The organism is Bacillus sp. mrc49, assembly GCF_002803435.1.
On sequence record NZ_PHNG01000709.1, the window covers coordinates 296,392 to 316,605 of the forward strand.

Here is a 20,214-nt window from a genome sequence, read left to right on the forward strand (position 1 = left end):
CTACAGCGACATAGCTTTTTTGGGGATGTTGCTCCATCCGATAAAACTCCCTTTATTATTCTTAAAACGTCCTTGTGCCTACTCAATCCGATCTACAAACCTGAATCTTTCTTTTTGCTCCCATAATTCGGTTCTATCCAAATTTTTTTGCACACGGTATTCATTATTTTTTGGCATGAATTTCACTGTCTATTGGTACTTGCATATTCTCTTCCTCTTCCTCACTCGCATTATTTCTGTCTCTTTTTGATGAATATACAATGAAAGCAAGGATGATGGCGAGGGTGACAATGAAGTAAACGGATATAGCGAATAAAGCCGTGCCGAGTCCTGCTTGCATCCTGCCATTATAATATAGCAGCGCCCTCATGCCATCTACCATATATTTCGTAGGCAGGATATAGCTAAATATACGATGGACAATAGGCAAGGTTGATAAAGGTATCGGTCCGCCACTTGAAAAAATGCCCATGATGTTTATTGGAAACATTACAAGCATCCCCCATCCACCAAAGATTAAGGAAAGCGATTTGAATAAGGAAATCATGGTCAGACAGCAGAAAAAGGAAAATGGATAAATCAAAAAAATGCTGGACGTGTGTGAACTCCCAAAGAAGCCAAAAACACCTATTTGGGAAACTGAGGAGACACCAAAGGCTAAAAAGATGCTAAATATCATTTCTGCTTTAAGGATTTTTGTATAGCTCAAGGAAGAACCATTGTTTTCAAGATCGCCGTTTGCTTTCCTAAGGTATCCGCGAATCATATTTGCCCCCATCATCCCTGTTATCGAGGAAATGATGACCATTACGAATGGCGTCATTCCTTTATTGAGATTATCCGGAAGCCCCAGTACATTTTCCGTCTTGAACTGAACTGGATTATCCATCAGGGATGCGTTTTCAGGGGACAATAAAATCCCTTTTTGATTTAATATAATTTTTATTTCATCGCTGACTTCCTGGTTTGTGGACGCAGCAACCAGTTGCAGGACATTGCTTGCAATCATGGACGATGATTGGCCAATCCCTTCATTTAACAAAATCTTCAATGTTGCTGGTTTTCCCGTTTCTTTTTCTGACAGTAGCGATTTTTGCACCTCGGAAATTTCTTTTGAAAAATTAGCCGGAATAATTAGTGCACCATGTGCCTGATTGTTTTTTAATTGATTCAATGCTTTTTTCTCACTGTCAGCGGCCCTCCAATTAAAAGGGTTTCCATTTTGTTTTTCTTTAAGTTTCATTAATATAGAGGCTCCAACAGTGCCTTGATCTTCGTTCACAAAGATTAAGGGAACATTTGGTACATTTTTATTCGCACCACTAAAGACAGGTAAGTAAACGCTTATCATAATTAACATGAGTAATGTAATTAACCAAACTGGAAACCAAGCAGATCTTAGCTTAAATAATTGTTTCACAATTTTCTTCACCTCACTCAGGATTAAACCACTTTCATATAGCTATGTCCGATAATGAATACAATTATGATAAGGATCAAAATCGGTTTTTTTGCTATGTTAACCAAACCAGCCAATGATTCATTATCAATCAAACCTAGAATGCAGATCTGCCAATTTTTTCTTTTGCAATAAAAAAAGGCAACCAAATTGGCAGCCTTTTTTTATGTTAATAAGGGAGTTTATGTTAACCTGCGACATTCAGTCTACAATGGACTTTGCAGGTGAATCTTTTTTCAGCCTAAAATCATATTTATTCGAATTAACAAATCCAGGATCTAAATAACTGGATTTTGCATCACTTTTTGAGGCTTTTTTGAAAATTGGAAAAGATGTATAGTCTTCTTCCTTCCAAACCCATATCCCCTTTTTTCCTTTTTCTTGATGAAATACATTCATCACTAGATCATTTTCTTTATTTGTTGAAAAATAGTTAGCGATGAATATGCGGGATGGTCCGGCAGTCAAAATATTTTTTTCAATCACGTTGTTACTTATATCATGCTGCAATAAAAGCTGGCCACCATCGATACCCTTTGTATCATTACGATAAATAATGTTTTGCGAGATAAGAGAATTTTTAGTCCCGCCCCGCTTTTCATCATACCCTCCAATTGATATTCCGGTGAAAAAGTTATGATAAATTCTATTGTTTGTCATGTTTATCTCATCAGCATATTTTCCAGGATGCTCTGAGGTTGCTTCTATTCCGATATCGCTTTGATAAACGGTATTTTTTTCAATGGTTATATTCTTCCCGCCATCCACATAAATTCCTGCGGCGGAATACTCTTCCCCATAGGCTGGATTGCCAAAAGAAGATATTTCATAAACCTGATTATTTTTTACGACTCCATTACGTACAAAGTCAACATTTTTATCATTAGAGGTGCCTTCGTAACCAATCAGATCAATGCCGATATTGTCATTTCGGCGAACTATGTTGTTTTCCACCTTAAAGCCGTCAATGTTTCCATTAAGAACAAGAGATTCGCTGGAACCAAGCTTTAAATCTTCTACTGTATTTCCCAAAACATTTATGTCTCTCATTTTACCTGTTCCGTAGATCGCGATCCCATGACCATTGCCATCAGGTGCACGTGTTTTTATCCGATGCACATGGTTATGTTCCAATGTAATGTGACTGCTGGACCCTGTAACATAAATCCCCATGACTGTTTCATCCGATAAATCGGTCGTTAAATCCTGTATCATCAAACCTTTTATTGTAAGATAATTTTTATTATTAATCGTAATTAAGGATGTATCACCTTCAACATCCTTTGAATTTTTCCCACTAATAATCACTTTTTCCGTTTTGTAAGCTCTAAAAATGATTGGTTTTGATTTTGTACCGCTATGTTTCACGACTAGCTTTTCATTGTAAGTTCCTTTTCGTATGTAGACAATCGTCCCTGCTTTCGCTTCAGAAGCGGCTTTATTGAGTGTGCGAAATGGCTTTGATTTTGTGCCGGCACTTTGATCATCTCCATTGACAGCAACATAAATGCCCTTATCCTTCTTGGCAATCGCATGATTCAAGACCAATCCAATCATGATAACAGCTGCAGCCAAGAGCATTAATATAAGTCTTTTCATTTCATCATTCCTTATCCATCATTTCATACCTACATAATATTGACTTGAAATTAGGGAAATGGCAATATTTTTATTATTAAGGAAAGTTACTTTCAAGTGAACGACAAGCAACGGCTTCTATTGATCATACATTAACATCTTGTTACACCTGAACCGAAAACAAAAAAACGCTCCAAATTAAATGGAGCGTATCATTTTAATGTTTATCTTCCGTTTAAATCTTTAAGCATTTTTTTGATTTCGTTAAGTTCGGACCGTAAAGCCTTAACTTCTTTTGATTGGTCAATCCCCATACTAATGACTTTTTGAACAATAAAAAATATAATGACCAAGCCAACAAAGCCGTAAAAAACGGAAAGTATGATACCCACAATTTTGCTCTCCCAATGAAATACATGATTTTGCTTTATATCGTTACTAGTATTAATGGTAAAGACTTATTCTCGTATCCTGCCCGGTTCATTTATTTACGGGATTGTACCCTTGAATCGTGAATCAAGCATCGTGTGAAATGCCCTTCCCTCCCCTTGTCTGTAAGGTGCCGATTCTCTCCATTCCAGTAATGATTGGCTTTGCACGCTTTATTAAGGTTTGTGTTGCTTCAAGTGTCAGTGACGCTTGATGGGCAGTTTCATTACTCCATACTTCATAAACATAAACAGTATTTGGGTCGGTTTCAGAAATATTCACAAGATATATCTCGCACTCATTTACATTCTCCATTGATTCCGCTGCTTCCAACAAGATTTCCACCATTGTGTCACGTTCGCCTTCTTGTACACTGAACTTGCCAAACAAACTGAATTTACTCATAGTGTCCTCCTTTGTCTTCTTGTTCATTAGTTCTACAGCAACACATGATTATCCTACCGTTCCCATAATGAACGTTCATAGGAACCTCATCCGCTAGCCTGCTTCCTTAGTGGTATCAGAGAAACGTGCACCTTCGATTCGATACGGCTTACCTTCATAAGTATGTGTACATACAATATATAACTTTATTATTTTTTTTCAATTTTCATTTTAAGCAAAAAGACAATTTTATCATCACTTATCATCTTCTTCACTTCATTTTCGTCTTGTAAATTGTATGTCCTTATCGAGTTTCCATCGGATTCTCTATAAGCACCTAATACATAGGTTTCGCCCAATTTTAATGCCATTTTATCTTCCCCTACGGCATAATCCCATCCTGTAAAAATATTATCAGAATGGATTTTGTCTATATTTTGTGGCGGTGCAGTTACATGGGGTGCGTAAAGAAAACCTAAACGCGAATCATTCGTATTTATCATTCCAAATCCTAAATTTCCTTTCTCCACTTTGTTAGGGCTATTCCCATAGGATAGTTTAGCTAACGGTTGAGGCTCTTTCTTTCCATCTTTGTAACGTTCCAACCACACATTTACCCACGTTTTATCTGCATCATTTAATTTGAAATCAAAATCATACAGTTCCCCTAGATTTAATTTTTTAAATGTATTCGTATATTCAGAATCGGGATTAACCGAAATGGAAGCTATGTTGTCTTTGTCATCTTTACCAGTGCATCCAGAAATCATCATCAAGGATAATAATAATATAGAGCTTACAATGTAATAATTTTTTTTCAAAAGCTACCCCCTAAAGTATGGATTTTTTTACCTTCTTTATTCTACCAAATTAACCCATGGATTTGTTGAACGATCCTGCCCCTTATCCCCAAAAATAAAATAAATAAAAAAAGCTCGGAATTTCCAAGCTTTTTTTTATATGATTCATTTTCATCCTTCCGCTAAAAGTTCATAAATAACGAGGTCTACATAATGATAATAAAGCCAATCATCTTTTTCCTTCTTTTGCAAAGTATCATCAAAAGATTTTAAGATTTTTTCTCTGGTCAAGCTTTATAAGTCACCTCTTGATTTGTTAAATTCAAGATTATCGCCCTTTTCCATTTGCTTGTCTGTTTGATCTGGGTTTTCATCATGCTTGAATGATCGATTTTCTGCATCATTATTATCCGTTGGATTCGTGTCGCTTTCATAGCGGACAGGACGGTAATCTACGTCCTCTCGATCATTAAAGTCCTTATTACCGGCATTACAAGCTGTTAGAAAGCTTACAGAAAGAATAGAGGATAAAATTGTGATCTTCCATTTGCCTCTCATTTTTCAAACCTCCGCATTTACGTTTTTGGTATGTTGTTTAATATGCCCATTAAACAAGGCCATTAGACTGGTATGAGACATGCAATATTTGTTGCTTTGAATAAAATTCACCAAAAAACAGGACCAATACCCATTTTTCGGGAACAGATCCTGTTTATGTACGGTCAAAGGAAGGGCTTTTATACGAGAGAGCCGCCTTTTTTAAGGTATTTCACGATTCCTTCAGCCGCTCGATATGAAAAGGCTCCTAGTGTACCAGTTGGGTTAAACGAGCTGTTATGTGGAAATGCTGAAGAGCCGGCAACAAATACATTTTCAGCATCCCACATTTGCAGGTATGTGTTAACGGCTGAATCGTTGGGATCGGTCCCCATGATGACTCCGCCTGTGTTATGCGTATTCGTATCTGTGTTTACGTTAAAATCCGCTTGTTCAGCGACCGTATCAATATGGTCAGGACCCATTTTTTTAGCAATCGACCTTGTTACTTTCGCCATGTATTTAACTAACTCGCGATCTTGGGCGGTATAATCATACGTCATCCGCAATAAGGGCATACCGTAAACATCTTTGTAAGTGGGATCCAAATCAAGGTAATTTTGTGTATGTGGCATACTTGCTCCTTGAGATTTGACTTGCAGGATACTATTGGCATATTTGATTGATTGCTTTTTGAATTCAGCGCCCCAAGAAGGTGTTCCGATTGGTGAGTTATTATTCGCTATCGGCCTGTTACCATACTGGGTTGTACGAATTCCTGCTCCATGAAGGAAGTTTACATCCGAATGGTCAAAATTATCACCTGCGAAATCCGGGATTTCTATACCTAAAGCTCCTGCACCACCATATATATTGAACTCACGATCATTATAATAAAGGCTTGAATATCCTGAACTTACTTGGTAACAATAGTTCTTGCCAATTATACCGTTATTCGTTTTTGGATCATAAGGTGTTCCAAGCTTGGAATTAAGCAAAAGCCTGACATTATTAAATACATAACTAGCTAATACCACTACTTCTGCCGGCTGCTCGAATTCTTCGCCAGTGAAGGTATCCACATAAATAACACCTGTCGCTTTCCGTCCGTCATTTACAATACGGGTGACGTTTGAATAGGTGCGCAGGTCAAGGTTACCAGTTTCTTTTGCAACGGGAATGACCGTAACAACCGGATCTGCTTTTGCCCCGTACTCACACCCGAAGTTTTCACAATACGCACAATATTGACAGGCTGAACGGGAAATGCCATCCGGGTTTTTGTAATTCTCTGATAGATTTGCAGAAGGGATCATATATGGTTTGTAGCCCAGCTTCTTCGCTGCTTGTTCAAATTCCGCCAAAACAGGTGTTTTCACCATCGGACCTGTTGGATAGGGATTGGAACGTTTTCCATATAGCTCAACGGTTTCACCGGAAATGCCTGCCATTTTTTCAAAGGTATCATAATATGGTTCCATTTCGTCATATGTAATGCCCCAATCCTGAATGGGATAGTCTGATTTAATTTTATTTTTGCCATACCTTTTTTCAGTTAGCGACCTAATTTCAAAATCATAAGGAAGGAAACGGTAGGTTTGCCCATTCCAGTGACTTCCAGCCCCCCCAAGACCTTCACCTACGATAAATGTTCCATAACTTCGCATAGGGAGCGCTCTCATCTTCAGATTATTGCGGTGGGTAATCGTCTCTTTTGACAGATCTTGCATCAATTCTTCTCGATGTTGGAATCGCAATTCGTCATGCACCATTGAATAATCGCTCATATCCCGTTCTTTCCCGCGTTCAAGTCCAACAACCTTAATTCCCGCTTTCGTTAATTCCGAGGCGATGATACCACCAGCCCATCCCATACCGACAATGACGACGGGTACCTTTGATAGTTTTTTTGCCATATGTTTCAGCCCTTTCCGAGATTAATGCTTCATATGACTCTGAAGGCTATTTGGATCTAGCTTTACAAATTCCTTGCTTTGGATTTCCTTTGTATACCCCATTCGAGAACCAGGGTATTTCCGCATCTGCCAACCAAGCATCTCCTTATTTCCTCCGTACAATGGATCGGCATAAACCCCTTCAATAGTCAGAGTTCTTAACAATTGGAAAAATGCCGATGAAGATACGCCAGAAAGTGAACTCGCTTCGCCTTTCTCAAATGCAGCCAAAACTTCATCCTGTCCAGTAGCGTCCAAATCCGTAAATTTCTTTTGATAGTTTTTGTTACTATAGGCATTCAATTCTTTTAAGCCTAGCCTGAACAAATCCTTTCGGTAAAGTTTAACCTGTTCACCTTGTGTTGGCTCTGGCTTATAATAGGGTCCAAGCTTATAATCTTTTTCATTTACGCCCCATCCACTGTTAAGTTGATGGTCAATGTATATCGCCGCGTTTAATTCCAGCGCGCCTGGTCCCGTTTCGTCCTTTGGAAATATGCGCTCAGCAGCTGCCGCTGTCGTCTGATATTCTTCTGGATAAAAAAACATCAAGGCTTCATTCGGATTATTGCCTTGAGTTTGATTCTTTTGTTCTGGTTTCACACCACTATCAGAATTGCCATCAAATATGCTTCCCACGGCGCCACCTAAAATGAGGCCACCGACCGCTAATCCGGAATTCTTTAAAAAGGTACGTCTGGTACTGCCCCGTTTTTCTATTTGACTTTTTTCATTGTCCGACATAAAAAACTCCTATCTGAATAAAGGTGTGAATGACCTTATCTTATAGATGATCATAGATTTAGTAACACTCCATCCATAAAGGACGAGCGGAGGAATAATGACCAGCATAACCGATATCTAATCACGAGGAGTGATCATAATAGACACGATTACCAAGGAAAAAAGATTTTTCCCTCGCCTTGCCGATACCTTTGAATCGAGAACATTCCCATCTTGTCAAAGACAGCACTATCCCACTGCCTTGCGGACATATCCGTCCAGGACAATGACCACCAGTATATTACGATCCACCTGATTTATCCCTTCTCCTTTTCATCAATCGACGGTTCAGGCGGTTTTTCTTCCGATTTATCGTCATCGGATATCAATCCACTTGTTGCGCTCTTGAATTCCGAGAAAGTTCGTCCAAATGCCCGTCCAATTTCAGGTAGTTTTTTCGGACCGAAAATCACCAGTGCGATGATAAGCATGACAACCAAGCCTGGAATCCCAATATTTTGAAACATCCTCAACCCTCCATTATAAGCATCAGCAGCATTTCCTGGTAAATTCATTATGTAGCCTTACCAGAGAACCATAACGTTCCCACCCACGCAATAAACGATTGGTAAGGAGAGTGACTTATTATCCTTTTTACATATATTCACAGAACGGCTCATTTTTATACCTATAATTAACCAATTAGAATGATACTAATTAGATTTATAGGAATGAATCCTGCCCATTAGAAAAATCCAGTCATACAATAATATTTTTTTGGGAAAGATAGGAATAATAAATAGGAATCATGGATGTTGAAGTTAAATTCATCCCAAAATGAATTCTATGAGAATGAAGATTATCATTTTTCATACATTTTTAACTTTACATACTTAAATAGGGAGGTATTTATGAAAAAAATTTGGCTTACCTCTGGAGTCAGTGTTGTTCTTGCAGGATGTTTAGTGTTTTTACTATTTTTTTACAAAGGCCAGCAACCTTCACCAGCACCAAGCCCAGATGGGGGCACACAGGGTACTTCGGCTGGTGCAGAAGAGATTGTAAATAATAGCTGTATATCATGTCACGGCGAAAATCTACAAGGAGGAGCGGGTCCAGCTATAAATAAAGTTGGTGCAAAATATGACAAAAGTGAAATAGAAGATATTATCAATAATGGTAAAAACGGCATGCCGGCTGGGGTCATTTCCAACGAAGAAGCTGCAATCGTGGCAGAGTGGCTGTCAAAGAAAAAATGAATAGAATATAAAAAAAACATAATAGCCGATTCCATGAAACATGAATTAAACGGTTATATGTTTTATATTCAGAAAAATGAAGACCAATTCAAAACGATGGACCACACTAGGGTGTTCAATAATAAGCCTATAATAAAAAGAGGCCATTGGTGCTTCTTTTTTTCCCAACAGAAAATTATGATAGCAAGACCTAATGAAATTCCGATGAAGGCAAGCCATGGAAAAGTATCGGTGAACTTCGAAAGAAAAATTGCAAGGCAGGCTGTAAATAATAATGACATAAGATATTCGGTAAATAATGATAATTCGCCTTTAACATGTTCGCTCATTTCTTCCTCCTTAAAAACCATCTTGTCTTCATATAGTACTTCATGCGGATTTTTTTATGCAAAATAGGAATTGGAGGTAATTTCATATATACGTATTTATAGGATACCGCGCATTTCATGGTAAAAAAAAACTGCAGGGCAAACCGTTATATAAAGTTGCTGCCCTGCAGAGGTACAGTTTCAATTTACCAAACTTTGTTTCAGCTTATTCCTTAAAGGTTCTTGCCAAAGAAATCCGTTAATTTAGGTATAGCTTGACCTACATTTTCCGGGATATCATACAATGCAATATGAGTTGCACCCTCAATGCAGAACAATTCTTATGGTCGGAGGCATTTATTTGAAAAACCAAAGCCAATACCGACTGATAAAAAATTTTTTGGAATATGTTGAACTATGACTAAGATCCTTTTCCTTCATCTTTGCTATTATTATTGTTTTCACAAATATAAAAATGCAGGGACTGCATTTTTCATGTAGTCCCTGCATGAATCATTTCCTAAAAACGCTGATCACGGTTCTTTCGGAATATCATGATCCGCTTTCTTTTTTACTACTAATAGAATGATTGCAATGATAAACGCTATGGCGCTATATAACCAGGTAAACATAAAAGCAAGGCCCAGCCCTATATTTGCATCTTCATAATTGCTGTTCATATCGTCTATGACAAAATATAAAAGCGGCGCTCCTCCGATGATGCTGAGTAAAATTATCAAGGTCTTTTTGGATTTCCCGGTAGATACATACATAATGAAGAAGGATAGCAAAAGAAAAGCTTCTGAAGCGATTGCCAAAGGTATCGGATCGTTCATATAATATACACTCCCAATCATGGTTGCCTTAACATTCGTTAGCTATGAATTCAAAAATATCGATTGTGTTCGCAGACGTCTTTTATGAACGGGCCATTTATTTAAAGCCTGGATTTTCCCGAAGGAAATGGAAAGTCCAGGCTTGCTGCTAATTTTTCTTTGATAATTGCAGGGCATTCTTGATGCTTTTCAGGGATTTTGAGCTTCCGTACATCAAGACGCCACCCCGATAGATTTTTGCCCCGATGATACCTAGCAAAACAATGGTGATGATCATCACGGCGATGCTGAGGGCTATTTCCCAGAATGGTACATCGAGCATGCCTACACGCAGAAACATGATCATTGGGGTGAAAAATGGAATGAATGATGTAAAGGTGATATAGCTTGCTGATGGATTTCCGAGCCCGAACATCGCAATTAAAAAGGCAATGACAACTAACATGGTCATCGGTGAAATCATTTGTTGAACATCTTCTATTTTGCTGACGACCGATCCAAGACAGGCCGCAAGCGTCGCGTATAGGAGGTAGCCGAGCAAAGCGAAGATAATTGCATAAATGATGGTTGAAATTTTCGTGTTACCAAAACCAAAAAAGGAAAATAATCCTCCATCCATACTTGCCAAGTTTTGTTTGATCGATAAATAACCGACTCCAAAAAATAAAATCATTTGGGTAAGGCTAAGCAATGCGATGCCCATGATTTTGGCAAACATCTGCGTCACTGGCGGGACACTTGAAATCAGGATTTCCATGACTCGTGATGTTTTTTCAGTCGCGACTTCCATTGCTATCATCGTTGCATACATCAGTACACCGAAATAAATGACGAACAAGAGCACATAAACAAGACCCCGGGCTTGATCTAGGTCTTCTTCGGTTTTTGCATTTTCCTGAAGCGCAATCGTTTCGAAAGCAGGCGGTGTATTCAATTGGGAAATTTGCTGATCTGTCAATTTCAAATCATCCGCAGTTATTTGGCTTTTCAGCTGGGTAAGTGCCAGAAGCAAATCATTGCTTACCTTTGAATCTGAAATTTGATTCGCTTTATACGTCCCCTTGAAGCCGAGGGAATCATTCTTTTCAACTAAAAGATACCCCACAATTTCATCTGCATTCACCAGCTTCTCCGCTTCCTTCTCACTTTGGGCAGAAATGATCGAAAGGTCTTCGTTCACGCCTTTTACAGCATCTTTATAAGGATCGAATAAGCGATCTTCAGTCTGGTCGATGACGGCCACCCTTTGCGTTTCATCATCGCCGAATGTATCAATCAGCTTGGAAATATTCGACAGGACCAGAATCAAGGCCATCATGATGATGGTGGAAATGATAAATGATTTCGTTTTTAATTTTGATAGATATGTATGGGAAAGAACAATCCAAAATTTATTCATAGACTGCACCTACCTTTTCAATGAAAATATCCGTCAGCGACGGTTCCTCCAATTCGAACTTTCGAACGAACCCTTTTGGAACAAGGTCACGAATCATGTTCTCAGCTATATCTTCCCCTGTGACCTGAAGGACCTTTCCTTCCATCGTGTTTTTAACTTTTGTTACGCCAGCGTACGTATCCAAGAAAGATAAATCAAAATCAGCTTTGATTGACACATTCTTTTTACCAAAAGAACGTTTGATTTCCTTTAATTTTCCGGCAACGACCGGTGACCCTTTATGCATGATGCAAAGATGCTCACACATCTCTTCCACATGCTCCATCCGATGGCTTGAGAAAACGATCGTCGTTCCATTATCCCTCAGGTCAATGACTGCCTTCTTCAATATTTCCACATTCACAGGGTCCAGCCCGCTAAACGGCTCGTCAAGGATAAGCAGCTCGGGCTTATGGATCATGGAAGCAATCAGCTGGATTTTTTGCTGATTTCCCTTGGAGAGCTCCTCGACCCGCTTATCGATGTATTCGGGAACCATAAAGCGATCAAGCCAATACTCCAACTCTTTCAATGCATCACGTTTGTTCATTCCTCTCAATCTTGCCAGATAGACGATTTGATCGCGCACTTTCAGTTTTGGATATAAGCCGCGTTCCTCAGGCAGGTAACCAATCAATGAACTGGTCGTATAATCAATTTTCTTACCCTTCCAGGTCACTTCTCCTTCAGTGGGATCAAGCAATCCTAATATCATCCGGAATGTGGTCGTTTTCCCGGCTCCGTTTCCGCCTAAAAAACCAAACATTTCTTTCTCGGGAATCTTTAAATCAAGGTGATTGACAGCTGTGAACTCCCCGAATTTTTTCGTAACTTCATTGATTTGCAGACTCAATGGGCAACCCCCTTTTTATATGACTCTCACAATAACATGTTAACGGAAATGTTTTCCAAGTTCAACCTTCTTCAAAAGTCCTATACCTTCTTTTCCCCTTTGATTATATGCAAAGTCATACAAACAATGTCTCGTTAGACTCCCGGATCATAGAGCCACCATTATCAATTTTTTACAACCATATAGATCCATTCCGCTGATCATCACGGATAACATGTTTTTGTTTCATGAAAGTTGTGATGCCTTGTTGCCTCATAAGTAATTTCCTTTCCTGTCGTACTGCCCGAACAAAATAATGAAAAAGGAAAAAACTGATGCCTAACTTTCTGGTCATTTTTAAATTCAAGTTAATGGATAGGAAAAATATATTTGTTTTCCTATGCTCTCTTTAAATCCCTTTCATTGCTTCCGATATATACATGGATAACTTATCACTTCGAGAAGGAGTAACAAAGATGAATAAACTTAGTACGAAAATAGGTCTCGTTCTGTTAGCAGGGATGGTCATTACATTGATCGGAAGTTTACTTTTAATGTATAAGAGTACAAATGATACGGTCGAGAAAACGATAGCCATGAGCAGCTTGGACACGGCAAGCACCATCGCCCAAGGCATAAATCAAACTGATTATGCGGAGTTTCTAGGCAATCAAACAGAAACGCAAGCATATTGGAAAATCCGGGAACAGTTACATGACTATAAGCAAAAAACGGGAGCGTTATATGTATATACATTAGGGATTGACGAGACAAGCAAAAAGGTCCATATTCTGATCGATGGAATGAGTAAGGAAGATGAAAAGGCAGCTCCCATCTTAACTACTACAACTGCCACTGCATATTCTGATGTAAAAAGCGTAATGAAGGGAAAGGTTTCTACCACTTCGATAGTTCATGATCCTGAGTATGGTGATTATTTATCCGTTTTCGTTCCAATAAAACAAGGAAATGAGGTCATTGGGATATTAGGGGTGGATATTGATGCGAGCAAAGTGGATTCTACAGCAAGCAAGGTTCTGGGAGGCATCCTTCCTCTAACGATCATCATCAATGTAATCCTGATAGCAATCGTTGTGGGAGCTTTAATATGGTACTTGACCAGAAAGTTAAGGCCACTTCGAATGGTCAGCATGGCTGCAAAGGAAATTGCCGAGGGGGATTTAATCGCAGCCAATCAACTGATTAGCCATACGAAGGTAAAGGGTAATGACGAGATCAGCACATTGGTGAAATCATTCGAAGAAATGATCAACAATACGATTATGATTGTCAACTCGATGAAAAGCTCATCACTACAGCTTTTGGCAGCATCAAGTGAAATCGAACACAAAATTAGTGAAATGGACACGTCCACACAATATATCGTGAAAGGCATTCAACAAGTTGCCGGAGCTACGGAAGTGCAATTGCACAGGAGTGAAGAATCATCAAGGGTCATAGAGGAAATGACCATAGGGATTCAAAAAATTGCCGAAGCATCGTCAGAAGTCAGTGAACAAACAAATCAGGTGTCCATACAAATGTCCAATGGAAATAAAGATTTAAATGGACTCTCCAATCAAATCTTGCAAGTAAAAGATGTGATGCTCCAAGCAAGTTCAGAAATAAAGAAACTGGACGAACAAGCAAACGAAATCGTGAATATCGTCCATTTAATTACGGGGATAGCAGAGCAAACAAACTTGCTGGCACTAAATGCAGCGATTGAAAGTGCTAGGGCGGGTGAACATGGGAAAGGTTTTGCCGTCGTATCGAATGAGGTGCGAAAATTAGCGGAAGGCACCAAGGAATCTGCTACCAATATCCAAGAATCCCTGCTTAATTTTAAATCGATCATCAATAACTCAGTGGCCATGATGGAAACGGGTACGAAAGAGGTCGAAGAAGGAACGAAGGTTGTCCTGAATACAAGGGAAACATTTAATGAGACGATAAAATCTTATGAGCATGTTAGTGATCAGATTCAAGAGATATCCGCCATAACAGAGCAAATGGCTGCAGGTTCTCAGGAAATCAATGCTTCGATAGAAAATTTTGCGGCTCTAACTAAGGAAACAGCTGAGGTATCACAGCAAGTGGCACTTTCAACCGATCAGCAAGCAAAATCCATGGAAGACATCTCATTCTCGACCACTTCGATGGTAAAGCTCGCTAACGGTCTGGAAAAATCTGTCGAACAATTTAAGGCTTAACCTATTGATCCGCCATGCTCCTCTGGCATTGGAAAAGGGATTTTGCTTTTAAAGCAGAATCCCTTTTGGTCTCTGTTCATGGCTTTTTCAGATAAATACATAAGAAGGTACAATGGTAGGCAAAAATAGTTACAACATAAGTACTTGCTTTATTTTTTTGGTTATAGTATATTAATTGATGCATCAATCATTGACCTATCAATTAAGAAAAGAGGATGTTTATTGACGAATTCTTCATGTTCCAATGAATCGCTTATTTTATATAAGATGAACTGCCTTAACAAGCAGATAAGTTCAAAATTCGAGAGTTGTATGGGTATCAGTCAATCAAGACATGATATTTTATATCAGCTTTATCAAGTGAATGAAATGAGTCAAACAGCTCTTCAAAAAGAGGTCAAAATTGACGGTGCTGCGATTACCCGGCATTTAAAACAACTTGAAGCGACTGGGATGATCACAAGGCGTAAAGATCCGGATGATAATCGATTCACGCTCGTTTCCCTTTCAGATCCCGGTCGTCAACAAATCATTGCTTCCCAAGCTGAAAAGGCTCGTTTCGTCACGTTAATGCTTAAAGATTTCAATGAAACGGAACGTAAAGAGTTAACGGAAATGCTCATACGGATTCAAAATAATATAAGTGAAGTATAATGCCTGCTTCCTTACGAAAAAAACGAATAAAAGGAGATTTTCATCAATGACTACTGCACAAATTACAAATGACTTCAATGAAATACTTACAGGTCGCCGCTCGATAAAAAAATATGACACGACTGTCAAAATAACCCGCGCTGAAATGGAGGAAATCCTGACATTAGCGACACTTGCCCCTTCTTCAGTAAATATGCAACCATGGCGCTTCTTGGTCATAGACAGCCCTGAGGGGAAAGCGACACTTGCCCCCCTTGCCCGCTTTAACCAGACTCAGGTCGAAACATCTTCCGCAGTGATTGCTGTTTTTGGTGATCTGAACAATTTTGAAAACGCCGAGGAAATCTACGGCAAAGCTGTCGAAATGGGACATATGCCTATGGAAGTAAAAGAAAATATCCTGACCGCTTTTGCTGGATATTACGAAAGAATCTCGACTGAAGAAATGAAAGAAGTCGTATTGGTTGATGGCGGTCTGGTGTCCATGCAACTAATGCTAGCGGCAAGAGCCTTTGGATATGATACGAATCCGATTGGCGGCTACGAAAAAGACAAAATTGCAGAAGCCTTTGGAATGGACAAAGAACGCTATGTACCAGTCATGCTTATCTCAATTGGGAAAGCAGCTGATGGCGGGCACGCATCCGTTCGTCTTCCAATTGATAAAGTCGCTCAGTGGAAGTAATGGATTGAATTTTTTTAAGATGCTTGAAAAAAGAGAGGATGAACTTACATGATTATCATTCATGCCGTATTCAATATCAACCCAGCCAAACAAGATGCATTTCTAGCTGAGATTCAACCACTTATCGATTCTTCAAGAGCGGAAAGCGGTAATGTTTCTTACAACCTTCACAAAGACACAGAGAACGACAATCAATTTACAATGGTTGAGATTTGGGAAGATAAGCAAGCTGTTGCTAGCCATAACTCAAGTGAGCACTTCACTTCATTTGTCGGGAAAGCTAAAGAATTCCTCACTGCTCCTTTGGATGTTAAAGCTTTTGAAGGGCAGCCTTTGAAATAATCCCAAAACGAATGGCCTGCTTTTACTGATATCACGTTAATACAAAGACTGATGAACTAGCACACGCTGGATCATCAGTTTTTTTATGGATTACGGACATCCCACTTCTCCCCTTCCTGTTATATTATTGCTCGTTACGTTCATTTTTAAGACAGGGTATTTTCCTTTTTCCTGACAGCGGATTTCGTTATAATGAAAGAAATGAACCTAAAACAGTAAAGGGGACATATATTTGGATACCATTCTGTATTTTTGTTTTTCACTCATTTACATCATTCTTTTTCTAATGGGCATTACCCTCATGCGACGGCATGATAGCCATTTTTCCCTTTCAAGCTCTCTCCTCTTCGTTACGCTCGCACTCTTTGTGGACAATATAATCATCGCTTCCGGGAAATTCATTAATGATGCACCTATGCTTGAGATGCTCAATATCTCCCGTTTCTGGATTCACGGATTTATCACACCGACATTGATTCTGTTTGGTTGGGGAATGGCAAAAAGAATCAATATTCCTTTTACAAAGAAAATTGCCGTTTTCTATTTTTTCCTTTGCCTTACGGCAGGACTCATCATCTATGAATGTATCGAAAATATGCATAAAACCTTTGTACCTGTCCGCGAGTATGGCGTTTTAAGATATGTTAGCGAGGGATCTTCTGGTCCGCCTCTCATGGTGCTTGTAGTAACCCTTGTATTATTGGTGATAAGCATCAACATCTTCCTGAGAACTCGTTGGATTTGGATGCTTTTAGGGGTCTTGATCATGGTAGGCGGCAGCGCCATCCCTATCCCCTTACCGAGTTCGGCACTCACGAATGCATTTGAGTTGATTTTTATATGTTTATTGTGGCTTACACACTATAAATTAGCCCCACAAAATTACAAGCCCTCGTGGCGAGGTTAACAGAGAACGAAGCAAAAAGAAGCCTTTTATATGTATAATAGGCTTCTTTACTACGTATTTCTTCCTTATATTAGATAGGGTGTTCTATCCTACAAGAATGGATATGGCACTATAGACCAATAACAAGGCCATGACGATATTGAATTGACTGCTATATTTTGTGAGGAACTTTTGAAACAGTGAACCGAACACACTCCAGCTCATCGTACTCAGGAAACCGATAAATGCAAGAAATAAGGAGAAAAATAGCAGACTAGCATTGGAAGTATGATAGGGAATGATAAAAGTTGAAACGGCCGTTATGCCATACAAGATACCTTTGGGATTGATGAACTGCAGCAGCATGCCTGACAGAAAACGGTTATTTCTATCTCCATCTTCATCCTCGCTTTTGTTTTTACTTTTAATTATTTTCGTTGCCAGATACAGCATATAGATGGCAGCAAGGACTGTCATGATAAATTCGATTTTTGGAATGAAATTTTTCAGCAGCAGATTAAAATAACTTGACAATAACATGATCACAAAGAAACCTGCTCCTACTCCTAAACAGAATTTCAGCGTCCGCTTAAACCCGTATTTGTTAGCGAATAACATCGCCATGATATTGTTGGGGCCTGGGGTGAAGCTGGTGACAAAAACATAAAGTAAAAATGTTACTAATGGCATAGGTGCGCCTCCCTTAAAGATGTGTGTTATAATGTTTAAAACGAACGATATAACGACTTACTTTTTATTGTACAATACGATCGTTATATTGTATATAAAGGAGTGCACTTATGGAGGAAATAAATCTTATACTTGCGAAAAACTTAAAAGCCTTCAGAGAAAATAAAAAGTTAAGCCTCGAAAAGGTTGCAGAGCTGACTGGTGTAAGCAAAACAATGATAGGCCAAATTGAACGAGGGGAATCGAGTCCCACGATCACAACGATCTGGAAAATTGCCAATGGTTTAAAGATCTCCTTTTCTTCGCTAATCGATCATCCACGGCCAGATACAACGGTTGTTCTTAAAAGTGATATTCGAACATTAACTGAAGACAACGGCAAATATCTAGTTTATCCTCAATTCCCCTTCGAAGCTGATAAACGTTTTGAGGTTTATTCGATCGAGATCGAAGCAGGTGGATATCATCGTGCCGATCCACATCAAGAAGGAACGGAAGAATTCCTGACTATTTTTGAAGGCGAGCTGACTGTCCGCCTAAATGATCATGAATACATCTTAAAAGATGGCGACTCCATCAGATTCAAGGCAGACAAGCCCCATGCTTACCTGAATACCGGCGGAACGCTGACCCGGTTAAGCATGATTTTATATTATCCAAATTAACCCCCCGTTTTAAGAGAACGGGGTTTTCAGACTGGAGACAAACCTTATGTAATTCTTGTTTGTCTCTATTTTTTTATGGCTTTTACAATGTGGACGAGGATTGTAACAAGAGGCACTAAGCTTTTCAGAGGCGGTCCGGGAGCCTCTTCAGCTTCGCCAGCGAGGTCTCCCGTGACTCGCATTTCACACAGGAGTTTCGTATCCTCCGTTCCAATCAACTTTGTTTTATCTTCAAGATAGGGTCCTATTGCCTAGAGTCTTATTGCTTTAAAATAAAAGGATTCAAACTTGAGGTGACGAGTATGCTTTCTATTCATGATTCTATCCAACAAGAAAGATAAACTTACTGGCCTAGCCAATACACGTGCTTGAACAAAAGAAGAATTCAATCGTTCTATCGCAAATATAAATAGAAGAAACTAAGCCTATTCAGAGTCGTTTATGCTGAACTTGGGACTCATTTGAATGGCTTGCTCTAAAATAGGTCCATTTCTAAAATGTTAAAATATGAAGACATGAAAAATAATCAGGTTTATCAAGGTGTAAACACACGTTCTTTTAACGTGAAAATAAAGGGCATGACCCAGTACAATACAATACTGGATTCATGTCCTTTATTTTTTGCCTTGATATTGTATTTAACTTTTTGGATTCAGATCAACTAAGTCTTTTTTTGGAAATTAATTTTAATTGGTTGTAAATCGGACGAGATGAATAATAAGATAAAAAACTTCTTCGTTGGTACTGTATTTGCCAGTCATGCTTTCGCAGTAGGTAGCGATCGATTTGGCACATTTGAATTCGTTTGGATAGTTGGTTTTGTGATGTTCATATAAGAATGAGTCCTTGGAATTCAGTTGTTTGTTGTCGAAGATTCGCCGAATAAAGTATTGCAAGTGGGTCACGAATCGGTTGTATCGCATTGATGAGTGGTCGAGTTTGACGTTTAGTTGGTACCGTACGATGTTAAGTATGTCTTTGAGCATGGTGACGGTGAGTACGGTGTTTTCAAAGTTTTCTTCCTCGTTTTTGGCATTGACGAGGTGAAAGGCAATATTGCCTGCTTCTTCTTCTGGCAAGTTGATATTCAGGTGCTCGTTTAAGTGTGTGATGACGATCATGCCTGCTGCGTACTCTTCCGGGTAGTGAATGCGTACGTCATTTAAGAGTTTGTTTTGTAATATTACTCCCTTTTCGACGCGTTCAATAGCGAAGACTATGTGGTCAAGTAACATTAAAAAATAGCGGTTGTCGAGTTCGTTACCCCAATCGGATTTCATTTTTTTTAGTGCGCTATTGATTGTGTCCAAATAGTCTCGTGGGATGCTTTCGAGTAAGTGGACATATTCCTGTTTTGTGCGCTGATCGTTTGGCGTGAAGATTTTTTCGACAGAGCTTTCCTGGATGACATCGCCTTCTTTACTATTAAAACCAAGGCCTTTTCCCATGACGATGATATCTTGACCATTTTCATCTCTAGATAGCACAAGGCTGTTATTTAATACTTTTTCTACTTTCATTCTTCATCACCATTTTCATCG

22 protein-coding genes are annotated in these 20,214 nt (G+C 39.0%); 7 read left to right on the top strand and 15 right to left on the bottom strand.

Annotation, left to right across the window (positions count from 1 at the left end; all coding sequences use genetic code 11):
* Positions 1-163: 163 nt before the first annotated feature.
* The 9 genes from CVN76_RS18510 to CVN76_RS18545 all read right to left on the bottom strand — a co-directional run bounded on the left by CVN76_RS18510 (position 164) and on the right by CVN76_RS18545 (position 8,392).
* Positions 164-1,432 (bottom strand): ABC transporter permease, encoded by a 1,269-nt coding sequence (locus tag CVN76_RS18510; protein ID WP_332850650.1) that lies wholly within the window; start codon positions 1,430-1,432, stop codon positions 164-166.
* 228 nt (positions 1,433-1,660) lie between these two features.
* A complete protein-coding gene (locus tag CVN76_RS18515; RefSeq protein ID WP_100532494.1) occupies positions 1,661-3,058 on the bottom strand; it encodes a right-handed parallel beta-helix repeat-containing protein in 1,398 nt (465 codons plus the stop codon).
* A 203-nt stretch (positions 3,059-3,261) separates the two neighbouring features.
* A complete protein-coding gene (locus CVN76_RS31125; RefSeq protein ID WP_157805704.1) occupies positions 3,262-3,429 on the bottom strand; it encodes a hypothetical protein in 168 nt (55 codons plus the stop codon).
* A 124-nt stretch (positions 3,430-3,553) separates the two neighbouring features.
* On the bottom strand, positions 3,554-3,871 hold the full coding sequence (locus CVN76_RS18520; RefSeq protein ID WP_100532495.1) for a putative quinol monooxygenase: 318 nt from the start codon (positions 3,869-3,871) through the stop codon (positions 3,554-3,556).
* A gap of 188 nt (positions 3,872-4,059) precedes the next feature.
* Positions 4,060-4,671, bottom strand: a complete 612-nt coding sequence (locus CVN76_RS18525; protein WP_100532496.1) for a hypothetical protein — start codon at positions 4,669-4,671, stop codon at positions 4,060-4,062.
* Positions 4,672-4,944: 273 nt separating this feature from the next.
* On the bottom strand, positions 4,945-5,208 hold the full coding sequence (locus CVN76_RS18530) for a hypothetical protein (protein WP_061141650.1): 264 nt from the start codon (positions 5,206-5,208) through the stop codon (positions 4,945-4,947).
* A gap of 179 nt (positions 5,209-5,387) precedes the next feature.
* Entirely contained in the window at positions 5,388-7,103 is a 1,716-nt protein-coding gene (locus CVN76_RS18535) for a GMC family oxidoreductase (RefSeq protein ID WP_100532497.1), read from the bottom strand.
* A gap of 21 nt (positions 7,104-7,124) precedes the next feature.
* On the bottom strand, positions 7,125-7,886 hold the full coding sequence (locus CVN76_RS18540; protein WP_100532498.1) for a gluconate 2-dehydrogenase subunit 3 family protein: 762 nt from the start codon (positions 7,884-7,886) through the stop codon (positions 7,125-7,127).
* Between the two features lie 296 nt (positions 7,887-8,182).
* Positions 8,183-8,392, bottom strand: a complete 210-nt coding sequence (locus tag CVN76_RS18545; RefSeq protein ID WP_100532499.1) for a twin-arginine translocase TatA/TatE family subunit — start codon at positions 8,390-8,392, stop codon at positions 8,183-8,185.
* A gap of 384 nt (positions 8,393-8,776) precedes the next feature.
* Between CVN76_RS18545 and CVN76_RS18550 the strand changes: the two genes are divergently transcribed.
* The gene (locus CVN76_RS18550; RefSeq protein ID WP_100532500.1) at positions 8,777-9,124 is read left to right on the top strand and encodes a c-type cytochrome; all 348 of its coding nucleotides are present in this window, start codon (positions 8,777-8,779) and stop codon (positions 9,122-9,124) included.
* 68 nt (positions 9,125-9,192) lie between these two features.
* Here the strand turns inward: CVN76_RS18550 and CVN76_RS18555 are convergent, their stop codons facing one another.
* The 4 genes from CVN76_RS18555 to CVN76_RS18570 all read right to left on the bottom strand — a co-directional run bounded on the left by CVN76_RS18555 (position 9,193) and on the right by CVN76_RS18570 (position 12,559).
* The gene (locus CVN76_RS18555; RefSeq protein WP_100532501.1) at positions 9,193-9,453 is read right to left on the bottom strand and encodes a hypothetical protein; all 261 of its coding nucleotides are present in this window, start codon (positions 9,451-9,453) and stop codon (positions 9,193-9,195) included.
* 512 nt (positions 9,454-9,965) lie between these two features.
* Positions 9,966-10,268 carry a hypothetical protein gene (locus CVN76_RS18560; protein ID WP_100532502.1) on the bottom strand — a complete coding sequence of 101 codons (303 nt, stop codon included), beginning with the start codon at positions 10,266-10,268 and terminating at the stop codon, positions 9,966-9,968.
* 148 nt (positions 10,269-10,416) lie between these two features.
* Complete coding sequence (locus CVN76_RS18565) at positions 10,417-11,667, bottom strand: ABC transporter permease (protein ID WP_100532503.1); 1,251 nt, start codon at positions 11,665-11,667, stop codon at positions 10,417-10,419.
* Positions 11,660-12,559: an ABC transporter ATP-binding protein gene (locus CVN76_RS18570; RefSeq protein WP_100532504.1), complete on the bottom strand. Its 900-nt coding sequence runs from the start codon at positions 12,557-12,559 to the stop codon at positions 11,660-11,662. Before CVN76_RS18570 ends, CVN76_RS18565 begins: the two co-directional genes overlap by 8 nt.
* Positions 12,560-13,014: 455 nt before the next feature.
* Here CVN76_RS18570 and CVN76_RS18575 point away from each other — a divergent pair, with 455 nt between their 5' ends.
* The 5 genes from CVN76_RS18575 to CVN76_RS18595 all read left to right on the top strand — a co-directional run bounded on the left by CVN76_RS18575 (position 13,015) and on the right by CVN76_RS18595 (position 17,339).
* Complete coding sequence (locus CVN76_RS18575; RefSeq protein ID WP_100532505.1) at positions 13,015-14,751, top strand: methyl-accepting chemotaxis protein; 1,737 nt, start codon at positions 13,015-13,017, stop codon at positions 14,749-14,751.
* Between the two features lie 267 nt (positions 14,752-15,018).
* Positions 15,019-15,405: a MarR family winged helix-turn-helix transcriptional regulator gene (locus CVN76_RS18580; protein WP_061141841.1), complete on the top strand. Its 387-nt coding sequence runs from the start codon at positions 15,019-15,021 to the stop codon at positions 15,403-15,405.
* Between the two features lie 46 nt (positions 15,406-15,451).
* Entirely contained in the window at positions 15,452-16,090 is a 639-nt protein-coding gene (locus CVN76_RS18585) for a nitroreductase family protein (protein ID WP_100532507.1), read from the top strand.
* A gap of 48 nt (positions 16,091-16,138) precedes the next feature.
* Positions 16,139-16,432 carry a putative quinol monooxygenase gene (locus tag CVN76_RS18590; RefSeq protein ID WP_100532508.1) on the top strand — a complete coding sequence of 98 codons (294 nt, stop codon included), beginning with the start codon at positions 16,139-16,141 and terminating at the stop codon, positions 16,430-16,432.
* Positions 16,433-16,664: 232 nt separating this feature from the next.
* Positions 16,665-17,339 carry a hypothetical protein gene (locus tag CVN76_RS18595; protein ID WP_100532509.1) on the top strand — a complete coding sequence of 225 codons (675 nt, stop codon included), beginning with the start codon at positions 16,665-16,667 and terminating at the stop codon, positions 17,337-17,339.
* Positions 17,340-17,423: 84 nt separating this feature from the next.
* Here the strand turns inward: CVN76_RS18595 and CVN76_RS18600 are convergent, their stop codons facing one another.
* Positions 17,424-18,008 carry a LysE family transporter gene (locus CVN76_RS18600; protein WP_100532510.1) on the bottom strand — a complete coding sequence of 195 codons (585 nt, stop codon included), beginning with the start codon at positions 18,006-18,008 and terminating at the stop codon, positions 17,424-17,426.
* 110 nt (positions 18,009-18,118) lie between these two features.
* Between CVN76_RS18600 and CVN76_RS18605 the strand changes: the two genes are divergently transcribed.
* The gene (locus CVN76_RS18605; protein ID WP_100532511.1) at positions 18,119-18,673 is read left to right on the top strand and encodes a helix-turn-helix domain-containing protein; all 555 of its coding nucleotides are present in this window, start codon (positions 18,119-18,121) and stop codon (positions 18,671-18,673) included.
* A gap of 686 nt (positions 18,674-19,359) precedes the next feature.
* On the opposite strand, the gene CVN76_RS18615 is transcribed toward CVN76_RS18605, so the two are convergent.
* Complete coding sequence (locus CVN76_RS18615; RefSeq protein ID WP_100532513.1) at positions 19,360-20,193, bottom strand: PRD domain-containing protein; 834 nt, start codon at positions 20,191-20,193, stop codon at positions 19,360-19,362.
* Positions 20,194-20,214 lie beyond the last annotated feature (21 nt).